The 16,415-nt window shown below is 64.2% G+C and carries 14 protein-coding genes; 6 read left to right on the top strand and 8 right to left on the bottom strand.

Annotated elements, in window-relative coordinates:
* Nucleotides 1-85 precede the first annotated feature (85 nt).
* From DFO68_RS13165 to DFO68_RS15555, 4 genes are all read right to left on the bottom strand, one after another.
* Nucleotides 86-1,798, bottom strand: coding sequence for a DEAD/DEAH box helicase (locus tag DFO68_RS13165; protein WP_133484104.1), 1,713 nt, complete (start codon nt 1,796-1,798; stop codon nt 86-88).
* 496 nt (nt 1,799-2,294) lie between these two features.
* Entirely contained in the window at nt 2,295-3,299 is a 1,005-nt protein-coding gene (locus DFO68_RS13175) for a glutathione S-transferase family protein (protein WP_133484105.1), read from the bottom strand.
* 99 nt (nt 3,300-3,398) lie between these two features.
* Nucleotides 3,399-4,313: a LysR family transcriptional regulator gene (locus tag DFO68_RS13180; protein WP_133484106.1), complete on the bottom strand. Its 915-nt coding sequence runs from the start codon at nt 4,311-4,313 to the stop codon at nt 3,399-3,401.
* A gap of 85 nt (nt 4,314-4,398) precedes the next feature.
* Nucleotides 4,399-4,554: a hypothetical protein gene (locus DFO68_RS15555; protein ID WP_166637579.1), complete on the bottom strand. Its 156-nt coding sequence runs from the start codon at nt 4,552-4,554 to the stop codon at nt 4,399-4,401.
* Nucleotides 4,555-4,817: 263 nt separating this feature from the next.
* Between DFO68_RS15555 and DFO68_RS13185 the strand changes: the two genes are divergently transcribed.
* Complete coding sequence (locus tag DFO68_RS13185) at nt 4,818-6,557, top strand: peptidoglycan DD-metalloendopeptidase family protein (protein ID WP_133484107.1); 1,740 nt, start codon at nt 4,818-4,820, stop codon at nt 6,555-6,557.
* Between the two features lie 108 nt (nt 6,558-6,665).
* Here DFO68_RS13185 and DFO68_RS13190 read toward each other — a convergent pair whose 3' ends face one another.
* Nucleotides 6,666-8,279, bottom strand: a complete 1,614-nt coding sequence (locus tag DFO68_RS13190) for a L,D-transpeptidase family protein (RefSeq protein WP_133484108.1) — start codon at nt 8,277-8,279, stop codon at nt 6,666-6,668.
* A gap of 168 nt (nt 8,280-8,447) precedes the next feature.
* On the opposite strand from DFO68_RS13190, the gene DFO68_RS13195 reads away from it, so the two are divergent.
* The 5 genes from DFO68_RS13195 to DFO68_RS13215 all read left to right on the top strand — a co-directional run bounded on the left by DFO68_RS13195 (nt 8,448) and on the right by DFO68_RS13215 (nt 13,402).
* Nucleotides 8,448-9,179 carry a murein L,D-transpeptidase catalytic domain family protein gene (locus DFO68_RS13195; protein ID WP_133484109.1) on the top strand — a complete coding sequence of 244 codons (732 nt, stop codon included), beginning with the start codon at nt 8,448-8,450 and terminating at the stop codon, nt 9,177-9,179.
* 120 nt (nt 9,180-9,299) lie between these two features.
* Nucleotides 9,300-9,986, top strand: coding sequence for an SDR family oxidoreductase (locus tag DFO68_RS13200; protein ID WP_133484110.1), 687 nt, complete (start codon nt 9,300-9,302; stop codon nt 9,984-9,986).
* A gap of 51 nt (nt 9,987-10,037) precedes the next feature.
* Nucleotides 10,038-10,526: a peroxiredoxin gene (locus tag DFO68_RS13205; RefSeq protein WP_133484111.1), complete on the top strand. Its 489-nt coding sequence runs from the start codon at nt 10,038-10,040 to the stop codon at nt 10,524-10,526.
* A gap of 274 nt (nt 10,527-10,800) precedes the next feature.
* Nucleotides 10,801-11,784, top strand: a complete 984-nt coding sequence (locus DFO68_RS13210; protein WP_347813129.1) for a patatin-like phospholipase family protein — start codon at nt 10,801-10,803, stop codon at nt 11,782-11,784.
* A gap of 205 nt (nt 11,785-11,989) precedes the next feature.
* Nucleotides 11,990-13,402, top strand: coding sequence for a PhoH family protein (locus DFO68_RS13215; protein WP_133484112.1), 1,413 nt, complete (start codon nt 11,990-11,992; stop codon nt 13,400-13,402).
* A gap of 46 nt (nt 13,403-13,448) precedes the next feature.
* On the opposite strand, the gene DFO68_RS13220 is transcribed toward DFO68_RS13215, so the two are convergent.
* The 3 genes from DFO68_RS13220 to DFO68_RS13230 form a co-directional block, all read right to left on the bottom strand.
* Nucleotides 13,449-13,670 (bottom strand): hypothetical protein, encoded by a 222-nt coding sequence (locus DFO68_RS13220; RefSeq protein ID WP_133484113.1) that lies wholly within the window; start codon nt 13,668-13,670, stop codon nt 13,449-13,451.
* Nucleotides 13,671-13,873: 203 nt separating this feature from the next.
* On the bottom strand, nt 13,874-14,542 hold the full coding sequence (locus DFO68_RS13225) for an alpha/beta hydrolase (protein ID WP_133484114.1): 669 nt from the start codon (nt 14,540-14,542) through the stop codon (nt 13,874-13,876).
* Between the two features lie 78 nt (nt 14,543-14,620).
* Nucleotides 14,621-16,390 carry an SLC13 family permease gene (locus DFO68_RS13230; RefSeq protein ID WP_133484115.1) on the bottom strand — a complete coding sequence of 590 codons (1,770 nt, stop codon included), beginning with the start codon at nt 16,388-16,390 and terminating at the stop codon, nt 14,621-14,623.
* Between the last annotated feature and the right edge of the window lie 25 nt (nt 16,391-16,415).

Here is a 16,415-nt window from a genome sequence, read left to right on the forward strand (position 1 = left end):
TCGGCTAGCACTTCCCCTTGCCGGGCGTGCAGGGGACTTTCACCCCCAAGTCATTCCAAGGCACCACCCTTGGAAACAGCGCCAGTCAGGCGCTGGTGCGGCGGCGAATCGGCGCGTCACCATCCTGGCGACGACGCGGGGCACGCTCGAGTGCGCCCTTGTCCTCGCTGATCTCCAGCGGCCGGCCAGCGACGCGGGCCCGGGCCATCTTGGCCAGGATGCTCTCCGGCAGCGAGCTCGGCAGCTCGACCACCGAGAAGGCGGTATGGATGTCGATGCGGCCGATGCGGCTGCCCTCGATGCCGCCCTCGTTGGCAAGTGCCCCGACCAGCTGGCCGGGCTTGACGCCATCCTGGTGGCCCACGGCGACGCGATAGCGGGTCATGCCCTCGCGCGGCGCCCGGTCTTCACGATCACCGCGACGCTTAGGGGTGCCGTCGCGCGCAGCTCGGTCATTGCGCTCGGCGCGCGGCGCCTGCAGGCGACCGATGGGGGCCTCGTCGGCACGCGCCATGCGCGCGAAGGCACAGGTCAGCTCGATGGGGTCGTGCCCCTCCTCGACCAGCCGCTCGACCAGGGCACGCTGCTCGTCGGCACCGGCAGTCAAGGCGGCGACCACGCGCTGGTGGAAGATCTCGTCGCGGTGGGCGCGGATGGCGGCCTCGTCGGGCACCGCCATCTCGGTCATCTTCTGGCCGGTGGCCTGCTCGAGCCAGCCCACCTTGCGGCCCTCACGGAAGCCGACGAAGGTGATGGCGATCCCGGTGCGCCCGGCACGGCCGGTACGGCCGATGCGGTGGGTGTAGGCCTCACCGTCCTGGGGCAGGTCGTAGTTGATGATGTGGGTCAGGCGAGACACGTCCAGGCCGCGGGCGGCCACGTCGGTGGCGATCAGTATGTCGATCTTGCCACGCTTGAGGCGCGTGATGGTGCGCTCGCGCAGGCTCTGGTCCAGGTCACCGGAGAGGCTGGCGACGTTCATGCCACGGGCGGAGAGCTGCTCCATCAGGGTAGTGCAGGCGGCTCGGGTGCGCACGAAGACAATAGCCCCGTCGACAGGCTCGACCTCGAGGATGCGCGCCAGCGCCTCCTGCTTAGCGCCACCGTCGACCCGCACCATGCGCTGTTCGATGCTGGCGGCGGTCCCGACCTTGGACTCGATGGCCACCTTGACCGGGTCGACCAGGTAACGGTTGACGATGCGCTCGATCTCAGCTGGCAGAGTAGCGGAGAAGAACACCCGCTGGGCGTTCTTGGGGGTGTCGGCCACCACGCGCTTGACGTCGTCGATGAAGCCCATGCGCAGCATCTCGTCGGCCTCGTCGAGCACCAGGGCGGAGAGGCCGTCGAGCTTGAGGCTGCCGCGATTCAGGTGATCGATGACCCTGCCCGGGGTGCCCACGACCACCTGGGCGCCACGCCGCAGCGCGGAGAGCTGCTCGCGGTACTCCTGGCCGCCGCACAGGGTGGCGACCTCCAGGCCCTTGAGGTGCTGGCCGTACTTGCTGAAGGAGACGGCCACCTGCTGGGCCAGCTCACGGGTCGGCGCCAGCACCAGCACCTGGGGCTCACGACGGGTCAGCTCGAGGCGAGAGAGCAGCGGCAGGGCGAAGGCCGCGGTCTTGCCGGTGCCGGTCTGAGCCTGGCCCAGCATGTCACGGCCTTCCAGCAGTGCAGGGATGGTCTGCGCCTGGATCGGTGACGGGGTTTCGTAGCCCTGGGATTCCACGGCAGAGAGCACGGCGGGCAGCAGGGCAAGATCGCCGAAGCTCGGCGAGGCGACAGAAGTCGAGGTCATGAATCACACCTTGGTAGGCCGACGCGGGGCCGGCAGAAATTCAGTGGCGTCCCTGACGCGTGCCATGCGCTCAGGCATCTGCGTTCCGTGCAACGGATCGGCAGACGAGAGATTCGGAGTCGGGGACGCCGGTCGCACCTGGCATTCGGTCCACGCCATCCGGGATGGTACGTAAACCGCTGTGGCGACCGTTTGCGCCGATCTCGCCCGGGTGGCGTGATCTCGGTGGCGCTCCATCTACACAATTCGAACGCGTATGGGGCAGTTGTTGGTGCCTGCGCCCGGCGTTTCGGCGCCCACCTGCCTGGGCAGCGTGGCGTCGTCATGATGGTGGGGTCAACACATGCGAGGAACGCGCATGCTACCATCGTCGACTGCCACTGACCAGCCTTTTTGAGGCCCCACCCCGCCGGGAGTGCTGCATGCCGAATCGGTGGCTCGATGCCGAACCACAAGGGTGCGGAGCCACCGCGCAGGCTTCACTTTCACAGCGAGCTTAGTCTTTTTCGCGGATTCCCTTGCCGGGCAGTCGGTTGCGATCATGCGGCCGGTCCAGGTCGAGCAGCGGGCCGTAGGGCACGATACCGTTCGGGTTGATGGTGGCGTGGCTGAGGTAGTAGTGGCGCTTGATATGCTCGAAGTCCACCGTCTCGGCGATCCCCGGCCACTGGTAAAGCTCGCGAAGATAATTGGCAAGGTTCGGATAATCCTCGATACGCCTCAGATTGCACTTGAAGTGACCATGGTAGACGGCATCGAAGCGGATCAGCGTAGTGAAGAGGCGAATATCGGCCTCCGTGAACCATTCGCCGGCCAGGTAGCGGTGTTCGGTCAGGCGCGCCTCCATGCGGTCGAGCGCCTCGAACAGCGCCACCACGTGCTTCTCGTAGACCGCCTGCTCGGTGGCGAAGCCGGACGTGTAGACGCCATTGTTGATGTGGTCGTAGACGTCGGCGTTGACGGCATCGATAGTCTCGCGCAGGTCCGCGGGATAGAGGTCCAGGCGATTGCCGGTCAGCCCGTCGAAGGCGCCGTTGAGCATCCTCAGCAGGTCCGCGGACTCGTTGTTGACGATGCGCCCCGAGGACTTGTCCCAGAGCGCCGGCACGGTGACGCGCCCCGTGTAGTGGGGATCGGTCAGGGTGTAGAGCTGGTGGTGGAAATCCACGCCGTTGACCGGGTCTCCGCTCGAGCCCTCGTCCTCGCGATAGGTCCAGCCCTGGTCGAGCATCAACGGGCTGGTGTGAGAGACGCCGATGACCGACTCGAGCCCCTTGAGGCGGCGCATGATCAGCACGCGATGCGCCCAGGGACAGGCCAGCGACACATAGAGGTGGTAGCGGCTGGTCTCGGCGGGCAAGCCCGGCTGTCCGTCGGGCCCCGGCCGGCCGTCCGAGGTGATCCAGTCGCGCAGCTTGGCGGATTCACGCACGAACTCGCCACTGTGCTTGTCGGTGTCGTAGCCCTGATTGTGCCAGGTGCCGTCGATCAGAAGCCCCATTTGACGTCTCCTTGAAATCGCTGAGCGTGGGCTCGATATGTCGATAGTTCCCAGCATAAGGCGCCACCATCGACGCTCAAGCGCAGGTTTTGCCCGCTGTCATTCGATGGCTTCGAATGGTGTTTCCGGCGGGCAGACGGCCACCGCCGCCTTCAGGGCCTCGGCCATGGCACGTGTCGCCGGGCCCGCCCGGTCGCGGTCGCGGTGGATCAGCTGCACCGGATATTCACGGCTACCGCCGACGGCCAGCGGTAGCCGTGCCAGGCGCCCCTCAAGGAGCGCCTGACGCAGGCGAGTCTCGGGAATCCAGGCGAAACCCAGACCCCGCTCGAGCATGTCGATGGACGTCTGCAGATGGCCCACCGTCCAGCGCTGCTCCGCCTTGAGCCAGCCGGCGTCCATGGACTGGCGCAGAGCGGAGTCGCGCACGACCAGCTGGCGGTGCTGTTCGAGATCGTGCATGTCAAGCAGGCGTCCCAGATGCTGCAGCGGATGGTCGGGATGGGCCACGACGACAAAATGCACCCTGACCAGCGGCTCGCCCAGAAAACCCTGCGCCGAGAGGCCCGAAATCACCAGATCGGCACTGCCGTCGTAGAGCATCTCGATGCCACCGTTGAGCACCGTCTCGTGCAGTTGTACCCGCACATGCGGATAGGCCGTCGAAAAGGCCTCTAGGGCCTGGGCCAGGGCATCGGGGGGAAATATCTGGTCGACGGCCAGCGCCACCTCCGCCTCGACCCCCTCGGCAAGACGACTGGCCACCTCCTCCAACGAGGCAGCATTTTCGAGCAACTGACGAGCACGACGCAGCAACATCTCGCCAGCCTCGGTGAGACGCACCTGGCGGCCCACCGGCTCCATCACCGACACCCCAAGCTGCTCCTCGAGCTTGTGAACGGCATGGTTCAAGGTTGAAGGACTCTTGTGAATCGCCTCGGCAGCGCGCGTGAAGCCGCCATGGTCGACCACGGCCGCCAGCATTTGCCATTGGGCCAGGGTGACACGGGGCATTTCGAATTCCTCGAATCAACTGAGCGAAACATTGCGCTTAATCTTCGAAAAAAACGATCTAAAATACCAGTCATATCTACTCGTATCAAAGACACACCATGGACAACGCCTCGTCACTCGCCAGATAGACCAACCACTGACCAGCCAAGCGAGTCAGGATGGCGATGGCATCAGGATCCAGCGTCTTTGCAATGTCGTTGGCGGGCGTGAGATAGCCTGCGCCCACGTCGATCTTGTACAAGCGCTAAGTGACTACCACAACGGCACTTTCATCGGTTGATGGGCGTGACGCACGCATCGGGGTTGAAATTCCCCCTGCAGACGTGTCCAATGTCTACTTAACAAACAGTGTTCGCTTGCCTGCCCCGCCCTCGGTCTCCCCCGACAAGGCGGGTGTGGGATCGTCACTGTATGTCCGCACAGACTAGGCATCTCACACATCATGGGTTAAGGTTCCGGTGCCACTTATTTTATTCCCTTTTCATCTGTTACGGCCCGTTACCCATGATGCGAATCGTCCATTCGCTGCCCCGCACCCACAAGTTGTTGCTGTTACCCGTTGCCACCATGGTCACCGTGCTGGGCGCACAGAAAATCGTCACCTCCTATCAAGACATCCAGCGTGACAGCCAAACGCTGGATACCGTCGTGATTCCCCTCGATGCCGATGCCCAGCCGGGCCTGCCCTCGCTGCAGGCCAAGCGCACGCCGGTGGCCGATGCCATCGAGATGGCTACCCGCGCCCTTGACGCCACCCGCGAGCATGTCCCGATCTCCGAACTGACCCCCTCGGAAATCGTCGATATCGACCTCGTCACCGCAGCCAAAGCCAGCCGGGAGGAGCTCGGGGTTATGGATAGCCTTGCCCGACCCGCTCGAAGCGAGGAGCCACACCGCAGGATCAAGGGGCTGCTGACGGATAGCGGCGACAGCGGTCGCATCGACGATGGCGTCCTGCATATGGCCGTGGTCATCGGGACCATCGCCAGCGGCATGCTCGATCATGATGGCGGGCTGATGGCCAGTGCCACCTCCTACGACGATGTTTCCGAGGACGAACTGGCACTGTTCGATGAAGGGCCGATCCAGCTGGAAGAGGAAATTATCGCCAGCAAGCCCTTTGTTCCCGAGTGGAACACCTATGAAGTCCAGGCGGGTGATACCTTCGCGATCATGGCACAGAATCACTTGGGCATGGGCTACCGCGAGGTGATGGAGCTGCTCGAGCGCCTGCCCGAGCCCAAGCTGCTGACGCGCTGGCGGCAAGGCAACCGTTTCGAGTATCAGCTCGACGAGCAGGGCCACCTGCTTGCCCTGCGTCTAATGAAGAATGCCCGGGATGGCTTTTTGATCGAGCGCCAGGCGGAGGGCTTCGAGGTCGCCACCATCGAGCGAGCAGGCGAGGCCACCCAGCGTCTTTTCGCTGGCACCATCAGCGGCAGCTTCGCACGCTCGGCCAAGGCCACCGGCCTGACTAGCGCCGAAGTGTCGGAACTTTCCCGTGTTCTAGAAAAGAAGCTCGACTTTCGCCGCGACACTCGTCGCGGCGATCGTTTTCAGGTGCTGGTCGAATCCGACCTCATCGATGGCAAGAGCCTCGATCCGCGGGTACTGGCGGTACAGTATGACGGCGAGCGGATGGCTCTTACCCTGGTGCGCAACCCAAAGGACAATCGCTTCTATACCCCGCAAGGCGAGAGCCTCGACCCTGCCTTCAACCGCTACCCCTTCGACGGTCGCTACCGGCTGAGCTCGAATTTCAACCTGCACCGCAAGCATCCGGTCACCGGCCGCATCAGTCCCCACAAGGGCACCGACTTCGCCATGCCGATCGGCACCGCCGTGCAGGCACCCGCTGATGGCCGTGTGGAGAAGGTCGGCAACCATCCTGCAGCAGGCCGTTATGTGGTGATCCGTCACGACAATGGCTACAAGACACGTTATCTGCATCTCTCCAAGCCACTGGTCAGTAATGGCCAACGCGTGACCATGGGCGAGCGCATCGCGCTTTCCGGCAACACCGGGCGCAGCACCGGCCCCCACCTGCACTACGAGGTGTTGGTCAACAACAGCCAGGTGAATGCCATGAAGGTGGCTCTGCCGGAGAACCAGAGTCTCCAGGGCGAGCGGTTGGTGGCCTTCCAGCGCCAGGCAACGCCTGTCCTGGCCGCCCTGCAGAGCGGCGAGACCGGTACCGCGGTCGCCAGCAGCAGCGAGGTGGCCGCCAGCGACGACGAAGGCTGAACCTCGCGCCGCCTTCCTGCCCCGCCAGCTTTGCATTGCCTTCACACGCCCCGCCTTCGAGCGGGGCGCACTCGTTATTGAAGAGATCTCAGCGCATGAGGGAGACCGCTACCAGGTCAGTGGGCGATCCAATGCGTCCAGAAGCTCGTCGTCACGGTCATAGATATCGGGGCGGAAGGCGAGCTCCCCCTCCTCGCCAACGCGTGCGGTCCAGTAGTGCAGGATCACCGGCACGTGGCGTTCCAGCGGCACGTTGCGTGTCTCGCCCTTGGCTACCAGAGCGCGGATGTCACGCTGGGTATCGGTGTCATCAAGCAGCAGTTGAACCAGCGTCATGACGTTCTCCACGCGGATACAGCCGGAGCTGATGGCTCGCTGGTCACGGGAAAAAAGCTGCTGCGCCGGGGTATCGTGGAGGTAGACCATATGGTCATTGGGGAAGCGAATCACCACCTGGCCCAGGGGATTATCCGGTCCGGCATCCTGTCGCAGCATTACGTTGCCCGGATTTTGCCAATCGATACTATGCGGATCGAGCTCGCGTCCGGCGTCGTTCAGCACGCTGATGTTGTTGCGCTGCAGGTAGCCCAGATCACGGCGAATTTTCGGCAGTACATCCTCGCGGCGTATGGTTGGCGGTATCGTCCAGGTGGGGTTGACGGTGAGGTGAGTGATCTCCGAGCGCAGTGAAGGCGTGCGCCTATAGGGCCGCCCAACCACGATACGCGACTGCCAGGTCGTGCCGTCGGGACGGAAATAGCTGACCCGGTAACCGGCGATATCCACCAGCACGAAGGTCTCGGGGAGGCCATGGAGCAGCCAGCGGGCACGCTCCAGGTTGACCCGGATCTGGTCAATGCGCTCGGCCACGGGAACATTCAGTGCCTCTAGAGTACGAGGACCGACAATCCCGTCCACCTCAAGCAGATGGCGCTGCTGGAAGCGCTTCACGGCCGCTACCAGGCGCTCATCATAGCGTCGCGAGTCGGTATCCCGGGGCGTTACCCCGGCAAACAGCTCGGCGACCTTCACGTCCATATCGTCGCCGATCTCCAAACGCTCACGCAGCAGCGGCACCTGCTCATTGAGGTCACCCGGGCGCAGCGGCTGGGCCAGGGGTGGCAGACTGGGCCAGCCACCGAGTCGCGCGATGTAACGGTAGCGGGCCAGCCCAGCGCGCAAGCGCTCGTAAGGCACCGCCGAGGGACGCACCAGGGCAAAGGCCTGTTCGACGCGCTGGGCATCCACCGCCCGTGACACCGCCGCGAGATCCAGGGGCGGCGCGTCGATGGGGACCTCCCAATCGGTATCGATCTGATGGGGGTCCACCTTGCCACGCTGGAGATGGCGCAGGGCCGTCAGCAGAACACGGCTGGCCTGCAGGTCGAAGCGCGCCTGGTCGACCGGCGCACTGCCTTCACCGCCTAGCTGGCGATGCGCCGCCACCAGCGCATCAGGCCGGTAATCCTGCGGGTTCAGGCCATCGGCCGCCAAACTTCGCAGGGCCGCGGCAAAGCTGCCGACGGTCTCGGCCTCCTGCCAGGCAGGCCGCCCCTGCCGAACGGCATAGAAATCCTGCAGCATGTCCTCTTGCGTCGAGAGCTGCTCGGCGAGGGCATTGGCCACGGGGGAGGCGTCCTGTGCGGCAAGGGCAGAGGCCATCATCGACAACAGCGTCCCCATCACGACAATCAGTGGCGTCAATCCTTTGGCTGAGGTCATGGAACCTGGCTCCTGCGTTGAGAATAGATTCTGGTCATCGTGTCGCTCGTGGTCATAATAGGGCCGGACACCGGACCTAGGTATGCTGGTCCCTCTCGATGCCTGATCGCCGTGCGCTCCTGAGGCGATCGGCGACTCAACCATGATGCCACAAGACAGGTCAACCCAATGCCGATACCCTTCCGGAATCGATGGTTTCCCTGTGCCGCGCTGTGCAGCCTGCTGCTGAACTCATCGCCCGCCCTGGCAGGCGACGACTTTCTGGCCCAGGCCTACCAGCTGGATACACGGCGCCAGCTGCCGCTCGACCAGGCTCTGTCCCGACTGGCCCCCAACGCCGATCCCCGGGTCATGCGCCTGGCGGCACGTGCCCTCTCTTGTGCCGACCCCGAGGCCGAGCGCCTGGCGGTGATCGACTTCTCGCTGCCCTCCACCGAGCCGCGTCTCTGGGTCTTCGACCTCGATCAGCGCCGGTTGCTGTTCAACGAACTGGTCTCCCACGGCCAGGGCTCGGGCAACGCCATGGCCAGGAGCTTCTCCAATGTTCCGGAAAGCCACCAGTCCAGCATCGGCCTGTTTCGCACCATGAACAGCTACCAGGGCCGCAACGGCTACTCGCTGCGTCTGGAGGGTCTTGAGCCAGGGGTTAACGATCTGGCCTACCAGCGCGCCATCGTCATCCATGGCGCCGACTATGTCAGTGAGTCCTTCATCGAGCAGACCGGACGACTCGGCCGCAGCTATGGTTGCCCAGCGGTGCGCCAGCAGGTCGCGGCCCCGCTGATCGACAGCATCAAGGAGGATCAGTACCTTTTCAGCTACTACCCGGACCCGGAGTGGCTGGCAAATTCACCCTTTTTCCACTGCGATAGCGGTGCGGCGCAACTGGCCCTGAACTGACGCTCATCCGCCGTCGACACTCTTGACATGACCAAAGCATTGCGTTGAGTCCGAGGATTGCAGACATGCCGCACAGTGGCCATGCTGACCATTTACGCATGTCTGACACAGGAGAGAACGATGCGGCATCGTGTGGTGTTGATCACCGGAGCGTCGAGCGGTATCGGGGCCGCCACGGCCCGGGCAGCCTCTCGGGAGGGCTACCAATTGGTGCTGGCTGCCCGTTCGCGGGAGAAACTGGCGGCACTGGCCGAGGAACTGGGTGCGGAGAACGTCCTTGCCATCGGCTGTGATGTCACCAGCATGGAGGACCAGCAGGCCATGGTCGAGCAGGCCATGGAACGCTTCGGTCGCATCGATGCGGTATTCGCCAACGCAGGGCGCAGCGGCTCGCCAGGCGGATTCAGTGGTGCCGACCACACAACCTGGCGCGAGATGATCTTGACCAATATCTACGGCGTCGGTCTGACCCTGCAAGCCAGCCTGCCAGCCTTGCGTCGCAGCCGTGGGCATGTGCTGCTGACCGGATCAGCCGCCGGCCGCACTACCATTCCCGGCTCCATGTACGGTGCCACCAAATGGGCGGTGAGCGGCATCGGCTATAACCTGCGCGAGGAGTTGCGCGGTAGCGGTATCCGGGTCACCCTGATCGAGCCGGGGATGGTCAATACCCCGTTCTTCGACGAACCCCCGGAGCACGCCCTGGAAGACCGCGACATCGCCAATGCGGTGACCTATGCCCTGGGGCAGCCAGAGCACGTGGATGTCAACGAGATCCTGATTCGCCCCACGCCGCCGCTGGAATGACCCGCACTTCAGCGCACGAATAACGCATACCCCCAACCAGAGGCCTACCCCATGACACTCTCGATCGGTGACAAGATTCCGGACATTACCCTCAAGACCAATGGCCCCGATGGGCCACAGGATATCTCTACCGGCGAGTTCTTCGCCGACCGGCGTGTGGTGCTCTTCGCCGTGCCCGGCGCCTTCACGCCCGGCTGCTCCAACACCCACATGCCCGGCTTCGTGGTGCGCGCCGATGAGATCCTTGCCAGGGGCGCCGATGCCCTCGCCTGCCTCTCGGTGAACGACGCCTTCGTGATGGGCGCCTGGCAGAAGGACCAGAATGCCGAGGCGATCACCATGCTCGCCGACGGCAACGCCGAATTCACCCGTGCCATCGGCATGGACATGGATGCCACGGCCGGTGGCATGGGCGTCCGCAGCCACCGCTATGCCTTGATCGCCTATGACGGCGTGGTGGAGTACCTCGGCGTCGACACCGAGAAGGGCGTGGTGGACAAGAGCAGTGCCGAGACGATTCTCGACATGTTGGCCAGCTGACACCACCCCAGCTGACACGCAGCATGGTCTAGGTTGATCGCCTCGGCGCACGCACCCTGATCAGCAATATCCGCATGACGCCGGGTAGCGACTTAGCGAGGTACTGCTTCCTTCCTGAACAATACTGGCCGCTTCCGGTCACGGCCGTTATGCTGGGATTGATGCATTGCAGCGGCGGGCTGCCCGGGCTAAGGAGCGAAGATGAGCGAGAAACGACGAATTGACCTGGCGCTGCAAGGTGGTGGCGCCCACGGGGCCTTCACCTGGGGGGGTCATGGATCGCCTGCTAGAAGATGAGCGCGTCGAGATCGAGGGCATCAGCGGCACCAGTGCCGGCGCCATGAACGGCGTGGTGATGGCCGATGCGCTGACCCGTGGCGACAAGTCCACCGCCCGGGTGGCGCTGCGCGATTTCTGGCAGGCCGTCAGTCGGGCGGGCATGGCAAGCCCGGTGCGCCGCACCCCGTTGGACGTGCTGACCGGCAACTGGAGCCTCGATTACTCACCGGGCTACATCGCCCTGGACCTGATGAGCCGGCTGGTCTCGCCCTACCAGTTCAATCCCTTCAATATCAATCCATTGCGCGACATCGTCGCCGAGCGGGTCGACTTCGCACGGGTCCGTGCCTGCGAGGACCTCAAGCTCTTCGTCACCGCCACCAACGTGCGCAGCGGCAAGCAACGGATCTTCTCCCGCGAGGAGATGAGCCTCGATGCGGTAATGGCCTCGGCCTGCCTGCCCAATGTCTTCCAGGCGGTGGAAATCGATGGCGAAGCCTACTGGGATGGCGGCTTCATGGGCAACCCCTCGCTCTCGCCGCTGCTGCATGAATGCAGCGCACAGGACATCCTGGTGGTGCAGATCACTCCCATGTATCGCCAGGAGATCCCCACCAGCGCCGCGGACATCCTCAACCGCCTCAACGAGATCACCTTCAATGCCGCACTGATCAAGGAAGTACGCACGATCGTGATGCTGCAGAAGCTGCTCGGCGAACATGATATCGACATTGGCTGTTACCAGGAGGCGAGACTCCACCACCTCAGCGGCGATGAGTCCCTGTCGCAGCTCTCCGCCTCGAGCAAATTGAATGCCGAGTGGCCCTTCCTCTGTCACCTGCATGAGCTGGGCCGTGCAGCCACCGAGACCTGGCTCGCCGAGCACTTCGACGACCTCGGCCAGCGCACCACCCTGGACGTGGAACGCATCTTCCAGGAGATCGAGGCCACTCGCGGAGAAAGCGTTGAAGGGCCCTGAAGATAGTGCTTTGCAGCATGGAGGGATGGCGTCCATGCTCGAGACACAAGGGCATCTCATCGTTCGAGAGGCACCCAACCGGATAGGCCCACAGCAAAGGAGGTGAACGTCGCATCGAGCGGGACGACACCGCGGTGTGCCTGTCATGCCACTGACATCGTGCCCCGGCAGTGTCGACACTATGACGACAAGGAGAACTGCGCCGATGGTACGCATCGACAAGAAGGCCACCCGTCTCTACGTGCTGGACACCAACGTGCTGATCCACGACCCCGCCGCCCTCTACCAGTTCGACGAGCATGAAGTGGTGATTCCCATGACCGTGCTCGAGGAGCTCGACAAGCACAAAAACGGCATCCGCGAGATCGCCCGCACCGCCCGCCAGGTCAGCCGCACCCTGTCAGAGCTCACCGCCAACGTCGATCTCGACCAGATCCGCGATGGTATTCCCATTCCCCGACTCAGCGGCCCCGAAGGCTGCCTGCGCCTGCTCTGCTACGCCCATCTGGCGCCGCTGGAGCCGCTGGAAGACACCCCCGACAACCGCCTGCTGGCCGAGACCTGCCGGCTGCGCGACGAGCGGCCCGACGCCTCGGTGATACTGGTCACCAAAGACATCAACCTGCGGGTCAAGGCGGCCGCGCTGGGGGTGCCGGTAGAGGACTACCTGACCGATCGGGCCTTCGACGACAGCGACGCCATGACCGATGGTGCCCGGCTCTATCCGGATGCCGGCCATGACGGCAGCGGGCTCTGGGAAAGCCTCTCGGTGGACGTCAAGGTCGAGCGCCAGGACCGCAAGGTCGTCTACCGCCTGGCCGGCGACATGCCCCGCGAATGGCATCTCGGCATGCTAGTCTCGGACAGCGACAACGGTGCCAGCTTCGAGGCCATCGTGCGCGAAGTGGGGCCGAAGCACGCCCACCTCGAGCTGCTTACCAACTACCGCCATGGCAGCAGCGTCTGGGGCGTTCACGCTCACGACAGCCGGCAGAACTTCACTCTCAACCTGCTGATGGATGACGACATCGACCTGGTAACCATCGCCGGCAGCGCGGGTACCGGCAAGACCTTCATGACCCTGGCTGCCGCCTTCCAGCAGACCCTGGACACCAAGCGCTTCGAACGCATCGTCTTCACCCGCGCACCGATCTCGATGAGCGAGGATATCGGCTTTCTGCCAGGCACCGAGGAGGAGAAGATGTCACCCTGGATGGGCGCCTTCCACGACAACATGGATAACCTGCTGCGCGACGAGCAGGACGGCAGCAGCACCTGGAATCAGGACGCCACCCGCCAGCTACTCGGCTCGCGGGTGCAGATCCGTGCGCCCGGCTTCATGCGGGGGCGCACCCTCAACGACACCTTCCTGATCATCGATGAGGCGCAGAACTTCACGCCCAAGCAGCTCAAGTCCCTGATTACCCGCGCCGGGCGCAATACCAAGATCGTCTGTCTGGGCAACGTCGGCCAGATCGACACGCCGTACCTGACCGCTAACACCTGCGGCATGGCGGCGGTGGTCCAGCACTTCCGCGACTGGCCCCACGCCGGCCACGTGACCCTCAAGAGCGTGGAGCGCTCGCGTCTGGCACTGGCCGGTGAGGAACTGCTCTAACCTTGACCACTAGGCCAACCAAGCTTCGCCCGACGACGGCGCCGGCTCAGCGATTGCCGCGGTTGACCGCCTTCTCGATCAGCGCTTCACTCTCGCTGCCGGGACCTTTCCTCAGGATCTCCTGCGCTTCATGCCATAGACAGACGTAGCGGTGGCAAGAGGCGCAGTGTACCTGGTCATCGGGGTTCTTGACCTGTGAGACGCGCATTAGATGGCTGCCGCAGCTGGGGCAGGCGACCGGCAGGCGAAAGTCTTCCGACAGAGACATAGTAATGCTCCTCGTGTGCTAGGTGATTTGATAAGGGGAATGAGTCATTGAAAGAAGTGGGTTATCTCTCTTCACTGGTCAGGATCATGGTTCTGAGGATAGCCCACAGTGCCCACCAGGCGGTCGCATCCCGCATGCTTGGCCAGTACCGGTAGAGGGGAATATTTCACCCGATGCCATCACCATGCCGGGGATGCCGGCGCTCAGCGGGCAAGTCGCTCACTGAGCCAGCGGCCGATGTCAACGATCTGCTGTGGACAGAGCGCATGGGCCATCGAATAGCGACGATAATGCGCCGGATAGCCCAGCAACTTCACCTTCTCGTAGCCGGCCTTGCCCAGCGACTCAGGAACCACCGGGTCGAAGCTGCCGTGGTGTATCTCGATGGGCAGGCCGCGATTGGCCTCGGAGGGCTCGATGCTGTCGGCCGTGGCGAAGTAGGTAGAGAGGGCAAGAAGGCCGCCCAGCGGCGCCTCGAAGGTCAGGGCTGCCTGATAGGCCACCGCACCACCCTGCGAAAAGCCCGCCAGGATGATGCGACGACTGTCGATGCCGTGTGATATCTGTTCGCGCATCAGGGCCTGGATGCGCTCGGCGGAGGCCATCAGCTGGGGCGTGTCGATCCGGCGATCGAGGCTCATTTCCTTGATGTCGTACCAGGCCGGCATCGTCATGCCGCCGTTGATGGTCACCGGCAGGCGTGGCGCATGGGGGAAAATGAAGCGCACGGCGGCATCCTCGGGCAGAGGTAACGCCGGTAGCAGCGATTCGAAGTCGTGCCCGTCGGCGCCTAGCCCGTGGAGGATAATCACGCAGGCATCCGCGGGCTTGCCGTTTCTCGGCTCAATGATCAGTTCGCCGGGGTGGTTCATGGGAGGGTCTCCAGGCCGCTCAAGGGATCGCTCAAATGTCGACACCCTACCGCAAACCTTGCCCGACGGCGAGTGCGCTCAGAAGGGCCAGATCAGCGGGACCAAGAAGAGGACCACCACCGCGGTGAGCAGATTGAGCAGCCCCCCGAGGCGCAGGAAGTCAGCGAAGCGGTAGCCGCCAGGCCCGTAGACCATCAGGTTGGTCTGGTAGCCGATGGGTGTCAGGAAGCTGGCCGAGGCGGCGAACATCACCACCACCACATAGGGCATCGGGCTCACGCCGAGATTCTCGGCACTGGCCATCACCACCGGAAAGGTGATCACCGCGGCCGCATTGTTAGTGACAAGCTCAGTGAGAAGCGCGACCAGCAAGTAAGTGCCTATCAGCAAAAACAGCGGATTGCCGCCGGCGAGCCCCAGGGCCAGATCGGCCAGGCTGGCCGCCGCTCCCGAGCTCTCCAGTGCCGCACCGAGCCCGAAGGAGGCGGCAATGGTCAGTAGCACCTGGGTATCCAGTCCCTGCTTGGCCGCGCGCACCGAGCAACAGCCGCTGGCCAGCGATAGGGCTGCGCCCAGCATGGCGGCGTTCATCATGCTCATCACGCCCAAGGTAGCCAGCAGTACCACGCCGGCCAGGATGCCCCATGCCAGCCAGGCCTTCTCGTGGACCGGGCGGGCCGAGCCATTGACCTGACTGATCAGCAAGAAGTCGCGCGACTGGCGATGGCGCTCGATGAAGGGCGGGCGCGCCTCCAGCAACAGCACGTCGGCGGGCTGCAGGCGAATCTGGCCGAGGCTGCCGGCGACTCGCTCACCGCCTCGGCACACCGCCAGCACGGCGGCACCATAGAAGGTCCGGAAGTGGCCATCGCGAATGCGCTGGCCGATGAATTGGCACTGATCGGAGACCACCGCCTCCACCAGGCGGCGCTCCTTGAAGTCCTTCTCCAGGCTCGACGCGCCCTGTCGGGTCGGCACCAGGCCACGGATCTGCTGCAGCTCCACCGCCCCCTCGCTGGTGCCGGCGAAGACCAGCCGGTCGCCTCCCTTGAGTCGCTCGCCCGGCCCCACCACGCTGACGACGTTGCCCTCGCGCTCGATCTCTACCAGGAACAGCTGCTGGAGGTGGCGCAATCCGGCCTCCTCCACCGTGCGATCAACCAGCGGACCACCGGGGTCTACCTCCATCTCGATGGTAAACTCACGAGGGTTCTCAAAGGCCGTGTCCGCCCCGCGCCGCGCCGGCAGCAGCCGCGGCCCCAGCAGCAGCAGGTAGGCCACGCCCACCACCGCCACTGGCACGCCCACCCAGGCGATATCGAACAGCCCCATGGCCAGCGATGGGTCGCGCTCAATCAGCAGACCATGCACTACCAAGTTGGTGCTGGTGCCGAACAGGGTGATGGTGCCGCCGAGAATCGAGGCAAAGCTCAGCGGCATCAGCAAGCGATGCGCCGGCACAAAGACGCGCCGGCTCCAGCTCAGCACAGCGGGGATGAAGGTCGCCACCACGGGGGTGTTGTTGAGAAAGCCGCTCAGCGAAGCCACTGGCAGCAACAGGCGCACCAGCGCCCGCCTCTCGCTGCGCGGATGCCCCAGCACATGGCGGATGATCAGATCGATCCCGCCGGTCTCGCGGATACTGGCCACCAGCACATACATGAAGGCCACGGTGAACAGCCCCGTGTTGGAGAAGCCCGCCAGGGCCTGATCAGGATCGATGACCCCCAGGGTCAGCAGCAGGATCACCGCACCCAGTAGCACGATGTCGGGACCCACTCGCGAGAAGGCCATCAGCGGGAAGACGGCGATGACGACAGTGAGCGATAGCCAGGCATCCAGTGACATGGACACATCCGATAAACGAAAGGGA

It is taken from the genome of Halomonas ventosae (genome assembly GCF_004361885.1).
Taxonomy (GTDB): domain Bacteria; phylum Pseudomonadota; class Gammaproteobacteria; order Pseudomonadales; family Halomonadaceae; genus Halomonas; species Halomonas ventosae_C.